General features: G+C 69.2%; 14 protein-coding genes. 13 read left to right on the forward strand and 1 reads right to left on the reverse strand.

The window, feature by feature from the left end:
- Positions 1 to 318 precede the first annotated feature (318 nt).
- From IE277_RS13575 to IE277_RS13610, 8 genes are all read left to right on the forward strand, one after another.
- Entirely contained in the window at positions 319 to 1,242 is a 924-nt protein-coding gene (locus IE277_RS13575; RefSeq protein ID WP_189952019.1) for an aKG-HExxH-type peptide beta-hydroxylase, read from the forward strand.
- Positions 1,239 to 2,456, forward strand: a complete 1,218-nt coding sequence (locus tag IE277_RS13580) for a YcaO-like family protein (protein WP_189952021.1) — start codon at positions 1,239 to 1,241, stop codon at positions 2,454 to 2,456. Before IE277_RS13575 ends, IE277_RS13580 begins: the two co-directional genes overlap by 4 nt.
- Before the next feature lie 23 nt (positions 2,457 to 2,479).
- Entirely contained in the window at positions 2,480 to 3,223 is a 744-nt protein-coding gene (locus tag IE277_RS13585) for a class I SAM-dependent DNA methyltransferase (RefSeq protein WP_189952030.1), read from the forward strand.
- On the forward strand, positions 3,220 to 4,080 hold the full coding sequence (locus IE277_RS13590) for a class I SAM-dependent methyltransferase (RefSeq protein ID WP_189952032.1): 861 nt from the start codon (positions 3,220 to 3,222) through the stop codon (positions 4,078 to 4,080). Before IE277_RS13585 ends, IE277_RS13590 begins: the two co-directional genes overlap by 4 nt.
- An 11-nt stretch (positions 4,081 to 4,091) precedes the next feature.
- On the forward strand, positions 4,092 to 4,982 hold the full coding sequence (locus IE277_RS13595) for a phytanoyl-CoA dioxygenase family protein (protein ID WP_189952034.1): 891 nt from the start codon (positions 4,092 to 4,094) through the stop codon (positions 4,980 to 4,982).
- Between the two features lie 621 nt (positions 4,983 to 5,603).
- Complete coding sequence (locus IE277_RS13600) at positions 5,604 to 6,239, forward strand: sulfotransferase family protein (protein ID WP_189952036.1); 636 nt, start codon at positions 5,604 to 5,606, stop codon at positions 6,237 to 6,239.
- The gene (locus IE277_RS13605; protein WP_189952038.1) at positions 6,236 to 7,660 is read left to right on the forward strand and encodes a sulfotransferase; all 1,425 of its coding nucleotides are present in this window, start codon (positions 6,236 to 6,238) and stop codon (positions 7,658 to 7,660) included. Before IE277_RS13600 ends, IE277_RS13605 begins: the two co-directional genes overlap by 4 nt.
- An 11-nt stretch (positions 7,661 to 7,671) precedes the next feature.
- Positions 7,672 to 8,589: a sulfotransferase family protein gene (locus IE277_RS13610; RefSeq protein WP_189952040.1), complete on the forward strand. Its 918-nt coding sequence runs from the start codon at positions 7,672 to 7,674 to the stop codon at positions 8,587 to 8,589.
- Between the two features lie 154 nt (positions 8,590 to 8,743).
- On the opposite strand, the gene IE277_RS13615 is transcribed toward IE277_RS13610, so the two are convergent.
- Entirely contained in the window at positions 8,744 to 8,896 is a 153-nt protein-coding gene (locus IE277_RS13615; RefSeq protein ID WP_189952041.1) for a hypothetical protein, read from the reverse strand.
- Positions 8,897 to 9,411: 515 nt separating this feature from the next.
- Between IE277_RS13615 and IE277_RS13620 the strand changes: the two genes are divergently transcribed.
- From IE277_RS13620 to IE277_RS13635, 5 genes are all read left to right on the forward strand, one after another.
- Positions 9,412 to 10,530 (forward strand): ISAs1 family transposase, encoded by a 1,119-nt coding sequence (locus IE277_RS13620; RefSeq protein WP_229881358.1) that lies wholly within the window; start codon positions 9,412 to 9,414, stop codon positions 10,528 to 10,530.
- Between the two features lie 1,032 nt (positions 10,531 to 11,562).
- Positions 11,563 to 11,781 carry a hypothetical protein gene (locus IE277_RS13625; RefSeq protein WP_189952045.1) on the forward strand — a complete coding sequence of 73 codons (219 nt, stop codon included), beginning with the start codon at positions 11,563 to 11,565 and terminating at the stop codon, positions 11,779 to 11,781.
- Between the two features lie 480 nt (positions 11,782 to 12,261).
- A complete protein-coding gene (locus tag IE277_RS13630) occupies positions 12,262 to 14,274 on the forward strand; it encodes a glycosyltransferase family 39 protein (protein WP_189952047.1) in 2,013 nt (670 codons plus the stop codon).
- 133 nt (positions 14,275 to 14,407) lie between these two features.
- A complete protein-coding gene (locus IE277_RS47095) occupies positions 14,408 to 14,560 on the forward strand; it encodes a DNA-binding protein (protein WP_229881518.1) in 153 nt (50 codons plus the stop codon).
- Between the two features lie 141 nt (positions 14,561 to 14,701).
- On the forward strand, positions 14,702 to 15,790 hold the full coding sequence (locus IE277_RS13635; RefSeq protein WP_229881360.1) for a tyrosine-type recombinase/integrase: 1,089 nt from the start codon (positions 14,702 to 14,704) through the stop codon (positions 15,788 to 15,790).
- The last annotated feature ends 4 nt before the right edge of the window (positions 15,791 to 15,794 follow it).

Below are 15,794 nucleotides of genomic sequence, written 5' to 3' on the forward strand. Positions count from 1 at the left end.
ACGGGGCGCATGGGAGGCGGCTCCTGTCCGGTTTCCGCAGGGGCTGGTCGAGGGCCGGTGGTCCGTCGGCCGGGCCTGGGGTAGTTCTCAGCAGGGCGTCGCCCGGCGCTCGCTCGTATCCGACGCCAGTGAGGGGAGGACCACATGGAGGACCGCGTGGAGAACCAGGACATCGAGCAGGTCACCGAGGAGCTGCCCGAATACGCACTCATGATCGACATTCCGGACCAGGACTGATCCGGGACGTTTCGCATCAGCTACCCGCCGCACCCGTTTCCCGACCCGGAGGTGGACCCTGAACTCGGTGGAGGAGAAACGATGCTGCGGGTAGCGCCCGATGCGCGGGAGGCCGCCCGCGACGAAGAAGCGGTAGGTCGCGTGGTGCACGCCGTTCTGGCTACGGCGGGGCTCCGCGCGCCGATGCCGGCTCACCCGGCAATGGTGGCGGCCGCCTTCGCGGTGCAAGCGGGCGAAGACGGGCAGCGCATTCTTCGCGAGGCGGCGATTGCGACGGCACCGCACCGGACCGGACCGGCCGGGCCCGGCCAGATGCCGGCACCGGCCAAACCGGCACCCCATCTCGCCCGGTCGGTGGCCCGCGCCCTCGCCCTGGTACCAGCCGGTGCGGACCCCCGCAGCGGATCGCGGTTGACCGCCTGGCGGCGCGCCGACCGTGCTGTACTGGACGAGAGCCTCACCCGGCTGGCCGACGTCTGGCCGGAGATGCTGGCCGAACTACAGGTCTGCGTGGCCCAAGTGGCGCTCCTGGAGGGCCGGGCCATCGACGGATTCACCGACTTCACCACCCATGGCGCGATCCATGTCCATCGCGCCCGGCTGAGCGCGAGCCCGCTGGGCCTGCCCGGCCCGGTCCGGTTCGCCGAGGCCCTGGTGCACGAGGGCGCCCACACCCGCTGCAACGCGGCACAGCTGGGCGCCCCGCCACTCACCTCCTCGGCCGATGCCGTGGATCCGGTGCAGACCCCGCTGAGGTCCGATCCACGCCCGTTGACGGGATTGTTCCAGCAGACGGTGGTGCTGGCCCGGTGCACGGCGTTGTATGTGCGGTTCCTCGCCGAAGAGACCGAGGCCGCCACTGCTCTGGCGGCCCGCCGGGACCGGCTGGCGGACCAGGCCCGGCAGGCGATCACCGCCCTCAGGGCACACTCCTCGATGCTCACCGAGCACGGGCTGGGCGCCCTGGAGGAGTGCGACTCGCTGCTTCGGGCGACCACGGCATGACCCACGGGGAGCCCGCCATGCCGCCGCTCGCCGCCCGGACCGCACCGACCACGTGGTCCGCCTGGTCCGACTGGTGCCCGCAGATCTTCGGTCCGTTCTCCGTGGAGCCCGAGGTGCGCTTCGGCCGGATCGCGGCCAGGAGCCCGCAGTTCAGCACCACGAGCAGCGCCGGGGGAGACCCCGTCCTGATCGGTAGTGCGGCCGGCGCGGACGCCGCCGAGGTCGCGGTGCGGGCCCGCGGTGAACTGCTGGAGCGGATGGGGAACGTCCTGGCGGCCCGCGCCGCTGAAGCCTCCCCCGCACTCATCGCCACGCATGCCGAACTACGGCGGCGGGGGGCGCCGGTGCTGGACCCCGCTCCGTGGTCGGGTCCGGAGAGCCGGGCAGCACACCAGCTGTGGGTCACCGCACGCTCCTTGCTCTCGGACGCGGAGGTACTGGTCCCCGCCGGGCTCGCCTTCCTTCAACACCGTCCGCCCGCGGGCTGCACGGCACCGGTACGGGCCGGCTCCACCGGTCTTGCCGCCCACCCCGACCGCTCCGCGGCCGTCGGCCATGCGGCCTGGGAGATCCTGGAACGCGATCTGCTGCGCCGCAGCTGGCAGTCTCCCACCGTCCTCCCACCCGCGGCTCACCCCGTTCTCGGCGAACTCACGCCTGCGGTGCGGCGCGTCTGTGAACATCTGGGCCTGCAAGCCACCGCGCTGATCTTGTCCGCCGCCGGGGCCTGCACCGTAGCCGTCTGCCTGCACACCCCCGACCACCGCGAGCAGACTTTCGGCGCCCGCTGCGGCCCGCACAGCCATCGCGCGCTGCTGCTCGACCGAGCGGCCCACGAGGCGCTGATGGTCCGCTGGAGCATGGGCACCGCGGCCGTGCGTCGCGCACAGGAGCGACTGGCACTCACCGGCACGCCGGTCTCCGCGGTCGATCACGCACTGTGGACGTACCACGGAGGCCAGGACGCGCTTGGGTACTGGCTACGGCACGAACCGCGGACCCCGTTGCCACCGCAGGCCGAACGGCTCGCGCCGGTGGACCCGGTCCGTCTGCTGACCGAGTTCACGGCCCAGGACGTACTCGCCATCGAGACCACCCCTGCCGCGCTCCGCGACGAGGGATCGGCCATCGTCCGCCTCATCGCCCCCGGCACCCGTCCCCTGCCCGCCACGGCCCACCCGGGCTCGGGCGCTCCGCCCCACCCCTTCGGCTGATCCTTATCCTCAAGGAGGAACACGTGCCCCCAGGTCTCGGCTACGCCACCGAGCTCGCGGACCGATACGACGACTGGTTCACCCCGCCCGCCTCGTCCACGGAGGCGACGGTGGCGCTGCTGGCACGGCTGGCCGAGAGCGCGCCGGACGGACCGCTGCTGGAGCTCGGGGTCGGCACCGGCAGAGTGGCTCTCCCGCTGGCCGCCTGCGGGCATGAGGTGCACGGTATCGACGCCGCCAAGAGCATGATCGAGCAACTGCGCGCCAAACCAGGCGGGGAGGAACTGGCCGTCAGCATCGGAGACTTCTCCGAAGTGGACCACGAGGGTGAGTTCGCCCTTGTATATGTCGCGGGTTGGACCTTCTTCGAACTTCCCTCCCAGCAGGCCCAGCTTCGCTGCTTCAAGCGGGCGTCGCGTCGGCTGCTCCCGGGCGGCCTGTTCGTCCTTGACGCCCACTTGCCCGAGGCTTTGGTGGCCAGCGCCGGCGCCGGCACCCGGCCCGTGCCGACCGCGAACGGCGAACTGGCCTTGAGAACCCGCCGACTGCAGCCGGCGGGGCAGCGCTACACCTCCGACTACCTGGTCCTCACCGACGGCGTCTTCCGGCACGTCCGGGTGGACTTCCGCTATGCCTCTCCCGGCGAGCTCGACTTGATGGCCGCGACCGCCGGCCTGCACCTGCGCGAGCGGTTCGGCGACTGGTCCGGCACGCCCTTCACCGACACCAGCAGCTACCACGTCAGCGTCTACGAGCTGCCCGCATGAAGCCGGCCACTGCCGCCGGCGGACCGCGCGATCCGCAGGCGTATCTGAGGAACAATCGCGAATTGTGGGAGCGGTGGACCCCGTTGAAGGCCGCCTCGGCCCAATACGACCTGGAAGGATTCCGGTCGGGCGGCTCCCGGATGCGCGCGCTGGAACGCACCGAGGTCGGTGAGGTACGCGGCCGGTCGCTGCTTCACCTGCAGTGCCATGTCGGAGTGGACACCCTCTCCTGGGCGCGGCTCGGCGCCCGTGTAACCGGTGTCGACTTCTCCGCAGAAGGCGTGGCCGCCGCCCGCTCCCTGGCTGCCGACATCGATCCCTCAGCCATCTTCGTGGAGGCCGATGTCCTCACCCTCCCCGACCACCTCGACGGGGTCTTCGACATCGTCTATACCTCCCACGGGGTCCTCGGCTGGCTGCCGGACCTCTGCCGCTGGGCCGAGGTCGTCGCGCACTTCACCGCTCCGGGCGGCTTCGTCTACGTCTTCGAGGGCCACCCGGCGGGCTGGATGCTCGACAACCAGGTGCAGGCACCCGAACTCAGGCCGCGCTACTCCTATTTCGGCGAACCGGAGCCGCTGGCATACGAGTACCGAAGCCCGATCGCCGTCCCCGACCAGCAGGTTCCCGGTGTCGAGTACGTCTGGGGACACTCCCTCGGTGACGTCGTGAGCGCCCTGGCGGCCGCCGGGATGCGGATGGACTTCCTGCACGAGTGGCCCTTCGCGGCCTGGCGTCTGCTGCCGTTCATGACCCAGGACGCGGACGGCTGGTGGCGGCTCCCGGACGGCCTGCCGGACATGCCGTTGTCCTTCTCACTACGCGCGAGCAAGCCGTGCGCCGATCCGTCCACCTGAGGGAGGGATCCGTGCCACCGGCGAGCTTGCAGGAGTCGTGCCTCGCGGAGTTGGACCTGAGCCACATTCTGCGAGGCCGGTTGGCCGTGATCCGCGGCGGGGCCGACCTGCTCGCCACACCCGAACCGCTGCACCGCACGGCACTGGCCTCTGTCGCTTCAGCCATCGCCCCCGGGGCCGCCGAACAATTGGCAGAGCGCGGCCTGGAGCGGCTGCACACCATCGCCGGCGTCGAGGAGATCCGCGCCGTCCGCGACGAGCTGGACGGGTGCCTGAGGCAGGCCGCTCGGCAGCTGCTGCTGCGTTTCGCCCGGGCGCTGCCCCCGCAGGGGCGCCGACTCTATGTAAGCAACCATCTCGGCGTGCGGATCATGCCTCCCCAGGCCGCCGTCGACGGTCGGGAGGGGGAGCTGACGGACTACACCGGTTTCCTGATCCCGGCCCACGCTCATGTGGACTCCTGGTTCAACACGCCCGTCAACTCGGTCAACCTCTGGATGGCCGTCAGCCGCGTACGGCGGGACAACGGCTTGATCATCTGGCCGAACGCGTTCCGGCGGCCCATGCGACATGACGGGGTACGGTTGCTGCCCGGCCAACCGGTCGGCGATCCGGTGGAGGTGGAACTCAACCCCGGTGACCTGCTGCTGTTCGCCGGCGACCATCTCCATGCCACCCGTCCGAACACCGGCCCGGAGACTCGCTGGGTGGTCACCAAGCGGATCTGCCTCGGCCCGCCGCGCTACCACTCCCGTGCAACAGGCTGGGTCCCGTACCTCGATACCCGCCTACTCAACACACCGCTGCGAGCCTTGGCCCCGCTCCGTTCCGCCCTCACCGTCGGCCACGCCCGCCAACTCGTCCGCGACGCCGGTCGACTCGCCGTCCGGCTCCGCCCCTAAATGGCGCGGAGTCGGGCGAGCATCACCACCGCACACCTGGAATCCTTGCTGGCCGGGGCCCGGCCCATCGCGCCTCTCGCCTCTCGGGACTGTGTCAGTTCGTCGCCTACGCCCACCACACCAAAGGCCATCCTCCACAACTCCACCGAGCCCGGAACCGCCGGACAACGGAGGGAATTTCACTGCGCGAGCTCTGTATCGACAGTGGACCACCAGCCCGGACACCCACCCGCACGGGGCCTTCATCGGACTCGGCCTTGCTCCATGCAGCGACTGTCACCGAGCTGCGCCTGCTCACCGACAGCGGCATCGGCCCCCACCACCAGAGCGTCCAGTTCCCCGGCACATCAGTCCCCCCGCTGGACAACGCGACCTGGGCAGCACTCGGCGCCGCCAAGAACACCGACGCTGACTACGGCGCGCATAAGTCAAGTGCACCAGCCGCCGCAAAAACGCGGGCGCTGGACCGGCCGCGACGTTTGCGCCAACCGCGGAGAAGCTCGGGAGAGCCGGGGCGGCCGGGGTCACGTAGAGCCATCGGCCGTGTACGATGCGCTGTGGCCATCCTGGCGTCAGGAGGGCGCGCCTGTCGAGCCGAAACACCGAGGAGGTCGGTGGTCCGTGCCTGGTGATCACGCGCAGTTCGCTTCCGGAAAGGCGCCAGCCAGCAGCCGAAAGGTGTTCGGCCTCGGACTCTCGCGCACCGGAACCCGCTCGCTCACCCGCGCGCTGCGTACCCTCGGGCTGGATGTGAGGCACTATCCCGCCGATCGTGGCACATGGGACACGCTGATGCGCGGCGATGCGCGTTTCCCGGTCCTCGACCACTGCGACGGGATCGCCGACATCACCTGCGTGCCGTACTACGAAGAGCTCGACCAGGCCTGGGCCGGCAGCAAGTACATCCTCACCGTCCGCGACGAGGAGAGCTGGCTGCGGTCGTGCCAGTTCCATTGGGCCCGGCCCGTGGAGAGCAAACGCGGGAAAGGGCAGGAATACCCGGAACTCCAGCGGTTCTTGCGCGCGGCCGTCTATGCGTGCCTCGAATTCGACGAGGACCGGTTCCGCCGCGTCTACCGGCGACATGTCGACAGCGTGCGGCGCTACTTCGCGGATCGCGAGGAGGACCTGCTGGTTCTCGATATCGCCGCGGGGGAAGGGTATGAGCGGCTGGCTCCCTTCCTCGGTCTGCCGATACCCGACGAGCCGTTCCCCCACCAGGGCCGCCGACCGGCCCCGGTAGGGGATCCCCAATGACCGCGACCGGCTCCGGCGGCGTTCGTACCCTGGACCGCGACTTCTCGGCGGACAGCGGGCGCGTGGTGGACCTGGTCTTCCGCACGGTGGGAGAGCGCACCAGCGATCTCGCTCTGTCCTTGGCCATCAGGCACATCCGGCCCCGCCGGGTGCACGTCGTGGAGAACGTCAGACCCTTCCCGCGGGCACTGGAACGCATGCTCGCGATCGATCACGACGGCGCCTCGCATGTCGTGTACGTTGACGCCGACTGCCTCATCCTGGAGGACCTGCGGCCCTTTCTCGACGCCAACGGGCTCGCCTACGTCGACACCTATGTGCAAGACCGGTTCCGCGGCCGCATCCACTGCGGGGTCCACATCACGCGGACGGACCTGGTGCGGCGCATGCGCCGCGTCCGGATGCCGTACGGCACCAGCCATGCGGCCGTTGTACGGCCCGAGGCGTACTGCAGAAACGAAGCGCGGCGGGGGCTCCAGCTGGATGTGCAGCTCAAGGGCTTCTACATCCTCCATGACCACTTCCAGTACTTCGCCGACATTTTCGCCAAGTATGCTCTGCGTGAACTGCGCAGCCGCGGCGAGCTGTCACGCCTGCGGCTGGAGTCGGCCATGCAACGCTGGGACGGCAGCAGCGACTTCACCGTAGCCCGGGCAGCGGTCCACCACAGTAGACGGTCACTGGCGCTGGGGGCCACGCCCAGGCAGTACGAGGCGTATGTACACGCCCTTCCTCGGACAGCGCAGCGGGAGACCGCCACGATGGGCCTGCCCGTACGCCCGGACCTGACGATGGAGCAGGTGCAGCGGGCGATCGCGGCGGACCCCGCACTCGCCCGGCCCCGGCCGCGGCCGAAGGTCTTCGTCCTCGGATTCCCCGGAACCGGCATCCGCAGCGTCGTCGACGCCCTGCACGAGCTGGGCTTCGACCTACCGCACCATCCGTTCGACCACGGCACTCTGGCCGCGGTCAGGCGCGGTGACGCGAGCTTTCCGCTGCTGCGGCACTACGACGGGCTGGCGGGCGTCCTCCCTCTTGTGTTCCTCGCCCAGCTCGACGCAGGCCATCCGGGTGCCCGGTTCATCCTCACCGTGCGGGCCAAGGAGACGTGGCTGAGCACATTACGCCGCCGCGGCACGCCCGGCTGCCCCCCCGACGCACCGCCGCGCGAACACGCGGTCCACCGGGAGGTCACGGACCTGCTGCAGGACGCGGTCCTAAGCAGCACTGACACCGGCCCCGAGGGCCTGTCCCGGGCGTACGACGAGCAGGTGGCCCGGGTCCGCGCACACTTCGCCCGCCGACCCCAGGACCTGCTGGTGCTTGACGTCGGCGGCGGCGAGGGCTGGGCGGAACTGGCCTCCTTCCTCGATGCAGTCCACTACCCCCACCAGCCCAGCAGCCTCTCGGCACCGGATTGAGGACGCCGGCAATGGACCAGGTCAGTCGTGCGAACACCACCGTTGTCTTCATCGGCGGCGCGGGGCACTCCGGATCGACCCTGCTCGGGCTGATCCTCGGTACCCATCCCGCGGTCTTCTACGCCGGCGAGGCCCAGAAGAGTATCTACCTGGATAATCCGCAGGCACCGCAGAGGGCCCGCATGTGCAGACTCTGCGGCCCCGACTGCCCGGTATGGGGCGCGCTGCGGGTGGCCGACGGCCGAGAGCTGTACGAGACGCTGTCGCAGCACACTGGACGGCCGGTCGTGGTCGACTCCGCCAAGCCCGTTCCGTGGATCGAGCAGCAGTCCGGCGCACTGCGCGGCGTGGTCCCGGTCCATCTGATCGTGCTGAGCAGAGACGGCCGTGCAGTGGTCAACTCCCGTGCCCGCAAGTACCCCGAGGTAACCCTGCGCCGTCACGTCGCCGACTGGAAGATGCAGATGCGTGCCACCGAGGAGCTCGCCTCGCGGTGGGAGGGAGGGCGGGTGTGCCGAGTGCGCTACGAGGAGCTTGCCACAGACCCGGACACGGTCGTGCGCCGACTGTGCAGCGTCCTCGGCATCGGCTTCCGGGCCGGCATGCTCGACCCCTGGAGCAGCGAACATCACCCCCTCAGCGGCAACGACGGGACACAGTCCCTGCTCCGGCGGCCCCTGAACGCGGCGCAGCACCGCAGGGTCGCTCCGGCCTGGTCGGTCAGCCCCCGCAGCCGCGCATGGTACGCGGACCACCCGGGCGGTATCAGGCTCGACCTGCGCTGGAAGAGCGAGATGAGCGCCGAAGCACTCGCGACCTTCGAGAAGGTCGCAGGGCAGGCCAACCGGCCTTATGCCTGGGAGCCCGGCGAGGGGCCTCTGACCGCACCCGGCAGCCACGAGCGGCGGGCGGAGCCCTTGCCTCCTTAGCCTCGATCTTGCATAAGGGTCCGTCAGCAAGCTGACGGACCCTTTCTACTCGTTCGGAGCGGAGACTTCTGCTTGTGGGCAGACTGATGGCCCGGCTGCCGCGCCGGGTTCCACGGCTCCGGAGTGTGCTGTCGTAGGGACGGGACCCCGCTGGTCAGCCAGGGCTCGAGAGGGCATCGAGCCAGGCGAGTCGGACCACGGCCATCGTGGTGAGAATGCCCGACGCCGCATACGAGCCCCCGCTCATCCGCGCCGTGAACTCCTCGACGCGGTCGCCGTCGAGGACCAGGTGCGAGTCGCTGTCCACGAAGCCTGAGAGGACCGCTCGTCCTTCCACGTCCACGCACCGGCCCGCGTCCGGAGCCTCGTTTGCCGGTCCGACAGACGACGTGCCCCCTCCGTCACCAGCGCCGCCCTCGCAATGGTGGCCGTCAGCCCCGTGCCGTACGTCGGATCGTTGGTGACCAGTTCGGATATCCCGGTGACGAGCACGGTCCCACTCGGCATGGCCGTCTCGTCTGTCCGCCTTGGCAGCAGAGACCAGCGTGTCGCTGTTCCGGGACGCGAGCCGCGTAAGCCCACTCGCGGAAAGAATTGCGCCACAGGAGAAGACCTGTCACAGCACCAGGGCTTTGGCGTAGTCGCTTGACGTCAGGATCGTGATGGTCGGTCAGTTCGACTGGTTCCGGGAGCGTGACAGGCACGGGCTTCCAAGATCATGGAGTTCTCGACGCCCTGTGATCCGAGTGGAAGACCGTGCCTGTCGACGCATCATCGCCGATCCCGTCTGCCTTTGACCAACTCCGCCGTCATCCGGCGGCCGTGCCCGAGGACATCCCGGGCCTGCTGGAGCGGTTGGGCGAGGTACCCGACCCACGAGATCCCCGCGGCGTGCGACACGCTCTGGTTGTCGTACTCGCGCTGACCGCGTGCGCGGTTCTGGCCGGAGCAACCTCCCTGCTGGCAGTCGGCGAGTGGATAGCTGACGCCCCGTCCACTGTCCTGGAACGCCTTGGCATGCGGCCCGATCCGCTGTGCCCGAAGCGGTGCCTGCCCGCGGAAACGACAGTACGGCGGCTGCTGGGCTGCATCGACGGCGACGCGTTGGACCAGGCGGTGGGCCTCTGGCTGGCCGACAGGCGCGCCAGCACCGACGGTCGGCTGCGCGCAGTGGCGGTAGACGGCAAGAGCCTGCGAGGAGTGGCCAGGGCCAAGGGCCGGAAGATTCACCTGCTTGCCGCCTGCGATCACGTCCGCGGCCTGGTCCTGGCCCAGCTCGACGTGGGCGAGAAGACCAACGAGATCACCTGCTTCCAGCCGCTGCTTCAGAGCATCGCTGATCTGGCGGGCGTGGTCGTGACCAGCGACGCGATGCACACCCAGAGCGAGCACGCCGACTACCTGCTCGGCCGGGACGCGCACTACATCGTGATCGTCAAAGGGAACCAGAAGAAGCTCCGCAAGCAGCTCAAGTCCCTTCCGTGGAAGCAGATTCCGCTGCAGTCACGCAGCAGCGACGCCGGGCACGGCCGGAGCGAGATCCGTCGGATCAAGGTGTGCACGGTGAACAACCTGCGCTTCCCCGGGGCCCGCCAGGCCGTCCGGCTCAAGCGCCGCCGCGTGGACCACAAGACCGGCAGGATCAGCATCAAGACCGTCTACGCGGTCACGAGCCTGAACGCCGAGCGAGCCACACCCGCCGAGCTCGCGAGCTTGATCCGCGACCATTGGAAGGTCGAGGCCCTGCACCATGTCAGGGATGTGACGTTCGCAGAGGATGCTTCCCAGCTGCGAACTGGTACGGCGCCTCGCGCCATGGCCACCTGGCGCAATCTCGCCATCGGCGCCCTCCGCCTGGCCGGCGAGACGAACCTGGCCTCCGCGCTGCGGCACAACGCCCGTGACGCCCACCGACCACTCGCCCTACTCGGCCTCACATGATCGCGAAGTGGACATCACGACACTTTGCCGAAGCCCTGACTGAATGGCCTCGTGGTCAGCGACTCCACGATATCGGGGATCCATTCCTTCGTACGCAGCCATCCGCAGTCGTTCGGAGGCTCTTATCAGGATGAGAAGACACACACGGCGCACGTGTTGACCATTCCGGGAACAGACGCGGCAAGAGGCATGGCCGAGCCAACGGCTGGCTCGGCCGAATTCGCCGCACGAGCTGGGAAGAATCTCACGGTGTGGTATTCCGAACCTGTGACGGACAGCGTGCGAGTCGGTGCATCCCCAGGGCGTGATCAGCGCCGGCTCCACCAACGGCCTGGAGCTGGACTTCTCCGACATGGGCTTCGTGGACATCACGATGGGCGGCTACCCGGAGCCCACACACTGAGCATGCCTCCGCGCCCCGGGGCGGGTGGAGTATCAGCCCTGGGACGCGGAACCGGGAGAAACGCGATCACGTCAAACCCGTGCTCTGATAACGCCGACGCAGAAGGGCGGAACAGTGAGGATCCAATCAGCAGGCTCGTGCATCGTCACAGCGCTGCTTCTGCTTTCCATCGGCGGGTGCGGCAAGACCACGGCAACGGCAGGGAAACCTTCATCTCCGGGCGGAGGACCCACCGTGCACACGCTGCCGGTCAACCCTGCCGCTGCCCAGAAACCGGCCCTCCTGTCGAACACAGACGCACGCAACCTCACCGGCATGACCTGGCGCACGCTGCGTGCCCCCAGTACAGGAAAGCCCCTGGAGATGTCGGTTCACGTGCCGCCGTGCATGACCGTCCGAGGCGTTCACCTGCAGCCTCAAGGAAACGGCGTGCGAGTTGCAGCTCTCGGAAGTGCATCCGCCGGGAATGCCCGATGCGCACAGAGCGACAGGTGGCTGATAGCCGCAGTGCCTTGGTCGGCATCACTACCTGACAAGGTCGTTCACGCTCCTGTGCCGGACAGCCCGACATCTTGAGCCGCACCTGACCCATCCCATGTCGTACACCTCGATGCCGTCCGGTGCGCAGTGTGGACCTCGAAGGCACCTTCGTCACCGTCACTTACCTCATCCGGGACCGGGATTCGAAGTTCACTGCGCTCTTCGACCGGATCCTGGCAGCCGCCGGCGCCCAGACCGTGCTCACCGGCATCCGGATGCCGCGCAGAACTCAATCATGGAGCGCTGGGTCCAGACCTGCCGCCACAAACTTCTCGACCGCACGCACATCCGGAACGAGCGCCGACTGATCCGGGGCGCGTCTCTTGTCTGGACATACGCTGCCGGGACCGGCTCGCCGGAGTGATCCACGAGTACCGGCACGCCACCTGACCTGGTCGGACGAAATATTCGGCAGCCGCACACCGTGAGTGCGGCGCTGTCGTGGTGGGTACGAACGCTGTCCGGAGCGGACTCATGACGGACAACAGGCGGCCGACGCCCCGAATCCTGTAATGGGCAAGCCGTCACCCGGGCCTGGCTGCGCGCCGACCACCGTCGTGCACCGCAATCCGATGGACGGCTGACACGGAGCGACCCGGACGCCGACACTCGGATCCGCCTCTTACCTGTATTTCCCACTACTTCCCATTCGAGTGAGAGAGCGGTGAGACCTATGCGCGGTTAAGCCTCCGTTCAGATTCCGTGCATGTCGACCGACGGATACTCCCCGAGATCCGGATTGCCCACTGCGTCCGGATTGAGTTTTCGGGAGTCCTGAAAGGCCGTTCATGCTCACCCCCCACAGGGAGCCGACCCGAGAGCGCGGCACCGAGCCCGCGCCGGCGTGCGCCATATCCGGCGTGCTGCCCCGTCCTCGCGGCGGCGGGTCGGCGCCGCCCGCACCCCGCACGGGTACGCCGCGGCCGACGTACGAACTCCCGGTGCTGCTGGGCATCGTGGCGGTCGCCGCCGTGCTCACTCTGTGGGGCCTGGACGACAGCTCGTTCCACGGGTTTTACGCGGCCGGCGTGCGCAGCATGACCGACAATCCGGTCGCCTTCCTCTTCGGATCCTTCGACCCGGGCAACACGATCACCATCGACAAGCTGCCCGGCTACCTGTGGCCGCAGGCCCTGTCCGCGCTGGTCTTCGGCTTCCACCCATGGGCGCTGGTGCTGCCGCAGGCTGTCGAGGGCATGGCCTGCGTGGTCCTGCTCCATGGTCTGGTACGCCGCTGGGCGGGCGTGCCGGCCGGTCTGCTGGCAGCGGGCTTTTTGACCCTCACTCCCGTGTTCGTCGGCCTTGGGCGGTCCGTCACGGAGGACTCGCCGTTCACCTTGTTGCTGCTTCTGGCCGCCGTGGCCACCCAGCGGGCGACCGAGCGAGGCCGGGGACACTGGCTGCTGCTCGCGGGAGTGTGGGTGGGCCTGGCCTTCCAGTGCAAGATGCTGGAGGCCTGGGCGGTGCTGCCCGCGCTCGCCGTCACCTACCTCGTCGCCGCGCCCACGGCCCTGCGCCGTCGGCTCGCGCACGTCGCGCTGGCCGGCGCGGTGGCGTTCGCCGTGTCGGTGTCGTGGATGGTGGTGGCCACGCTGACCCCGGCGTCTGACCGCCCCTACCTCGACGGCACCACGGACAACTCGGCGTACGGTCTGGTCGTCGGCTACAACTTCCTGACCCGCTTCCACGGCCTCGACGCGGCCGCCGCCGGCAGCGTCGCCCCCAACGAGAGCCTGCGGACGGCCGGCACCGGGCCCGGCATGGGCGACAGCGTCTGGAAGATGTTCAGCCCTGGGATAGCCACACAGACCGGATGGCTGTACCCGCTCGCCGTGCTCGGGGTCGCGGGCGGCGCATGGGCGCTGTGGCGGCGGCGTGCGGCGCGCACGGACCGGGTGCTGGCCGGCTATGTGCTGTGGGCATCATGGCTGGCCACGTTCTTCCTGGTGTTCAGCTTCGGCAGCGTGACCGGACACACCTACTACATGGGTGTCGTCGCCGTGGCGCTGGCCGCGATGGGCGGCGCCGGCGCCGTGCGGGCCTGGCGGGCGTGGAGCAGAGGCGGCCGACGAGCCTGGGTGCTGCCCGGCGTGATCGCCGTGAACCTCGCCTGGTGCGTGACCCTGACGCTGTGGTACCCGCACTTCTTCCCCTGGTTCGTCCCCACCGCCGCCGCCCTCGGCCTGGTCGCCCTGGTGCTGTCCTGCATCCGCCGACGGCCGCGCCTCGTCACGGCCGGCCTGGCCGCCGGCCTCGCCGCGGTCCTGTTCATCCCGGCCGCCTGGTCGGCGTCGGCGCTGTCCCTGCGCTACAACCAGCCCGGCTCGCTGGCCCGTGTGGGCCCCACCAACCACCGGGTGGGCAACCCGCTCGCGAAACTCGGCCCGACCCGGGAACGCCTGCTGGCCTACCTGACCGCGCACCAAGGCGGCGCCGAGTACCTGGCCGCCGTACCCGGCTGGTGGGAGGCCGCGCCCTACATCATCTCCGCCAACGCGCACGTGCTGCCCATGGGCGGCTTCACCGGCCGGGCCCCGCATCCGACGCCCGGTCGCTTCCGTGAGCTGATCGACACCGGCCGGCTGCGCTACGTCATCCTGAAGCGCGCCCAGGCGACCAGGAGCCTGGGCCACGCGGGCACGCCCACTGCCGTGATCATGCGCTGGACCGTCGGCCACTGCACGGTCGTGCCCCCGGAGGCCTACGGCTCCGGTGACCACGCGGAGGCGCTGTACGACTGCGGCCCACATCACGATGGGCGGCCAAGGCCGAAGCACGTGAAGGTGTCTCATCGCCGGTGACTACGGCGCCCTGTTCCACTTCGCGATCAAAGGGCGCCGGTGCTCGTGTACAGGCGCCTGATGAGGCCACACGTCGGTTGCGGGACTCCCTGAGTCTCCAAGAACACCGCCCGGGACGGCCGGCTCGCCGGAGATCCGTATTGGTCCGTCCGCGTTCCATCGAATGCTTGCGCGCGGGGAAGCACCCCGCATGGTCAAGTTGCCCAATGGCGAGCTGCGCTGTCGTCGCGCTGATCTTGATGCCTGGTGGGATATGTGCGAGAGGGATTCCGGTACTTGGCGATGAGCTACAACCTCCGCTTCGGGGACATACGAGTCATTCATGGCCCTTGGCCTCGCCGACAGCAGGCGCTCGAAGCTGATGACTGCGGCGCGTGAATACCTTGACCAGCGATGGGATCGCACACCGGGAAACACCCGCCGCACCTTGGCCGACGCATTCACCACCATCACGCCCGCCCTGGTGCACCCTGGCACAGCCTGTCCCGAGTCGCGGGTGCTGAGGCGGGCCTTGTACTCGTGGGCATTCAACAAGAACGCCTGGTCCCAAGAGCCGACGGAGGAGTGGCGGAAGGCTCTCGACCGGATGAAGCGGAACTCCCTGCCGGTCAGCGCTCTTGCGGAAGCCGATGTGCTGCGACGGGCACTGGACGCACTGTGTCGCAAGCTGGATGGCAAGGCAGCTGCGGCCAAGACGGCACGGTGCAAGAGGGCCGCGTTCAACGAGGTGCTCAACACCGCAGTGGAGAGAGGATTCTTCACGGAGAACCCGCTCAACGGACTCAGGTGGAACGCTCCGCCGGTCAACGAGGAGGTGGACCCGGCATCCGCTCCCAACCCGGCCCAGGTGGCCCGGCTGCTCGCGGCGGTTGCTCAGCAGCCTGGGCGAGGCCCTCACCTTGAGGCGTTCTTCGGCTGCATGTACTACGCGGCGATGCGGCCGGCAGAGGTCATTCACCTCCGCTTCGAACAGTGCCACCTGCCGGAGACCGGGTGGGGGATGCTCAATCTGTCGGGCGGTGTGGTCACCGCGGGCAAGGGATGGACGGACGACGGCGCTGTGCACGAGGTGCACTCGCTCAAGCGCCGTGCGGCTACTGCCACCCGGCCAGTGCCCATCCCACCCCAGTTCGTGCGGATCCTCCGTGCACACATCGAACGGTTCGGCGTGGCACCTGACGGCCGCCTGTTCCGGAACCAGGCCGGCAACTACGTGGACGCAGCTGCGTACGGTACAACGTGGTCGCGGGCACGGAAGTACGTGCTGCCCCGCATCGAACTCGCCCCCGGATCGGCCAAGCGCCCCTACGATCTCCGGCACGCCGGGATCTCGTTCTGGCTGTACTCCGGTGTGGACCCGGCCGAATGCGCTCGCCGCGCGGGCCAGAGCGTCGAGGTCCTCTTCCGCCACTACGCCAAGTTCCTGGATGGAGTCCGGGAGCAGGCCGACCGCCTCATCGAGCAGTCCCTGCAGGAGTGGGACCGCGTCACCCGGGACGCGGCACCTGCTGGGTAACTGG

The sequence above is a fragment of the Streptomyces alanosinicus genome, from assembly GCF_014650595.1.
GTDB lineage: Bacteria > Actinomycetota > Actinomycetes > Streptomycetales > Streptomycetaceae > Streptomyces > Streptomyces alanosinicus.

Excerpts from the sequence above, each read along its gene's own strand:
- IE277_RS13575 (WP_189952019.1), top strand. The coding sequence starts at position 319 with ATGCTGCGGGTAGCGCCCGATGCGCGGGAGGCCGCCCGCGACGAAGAA.
- IE277_RS13580 (WP_189952021.1), top strand. The coding sequence starts at position 1,239 with ATGACCCACGGGGAGCCCGCCATGCCGCCGCTCGCCGCCCGGACCGCA.
- IE277_RS13590 (WP_189952032.1), top strand. The coding sequence starts at position 3,220 with ATGAAGCCGGCCACTGCCGCCGGCGGACCGCGCGATCCGCAGGCGTAT.
- IE277_RS13605 (WP_189952038.1), top strand. The coding sequence starts at position 6,236 with ATGACCGCGACCGGCTCCGGCGGCGTTCGTACCCTGGACCGCGACTTC.
- IE277_RS13610 (WP_189952040.1), top strand. The coding sequence starts at position 7,672 with ATGGACCAGGTCAGTCGTGCGAACACCACCGTTGTCTTCATCGGCGGC.
- IE277_RS13630 (WP_189952047.1), top strand. The coding sequence starts at position 12,262 with ATGCTCACCCCCCACAGGGAGCCGACCCGAGAGCGCGGCACCGAGCCC.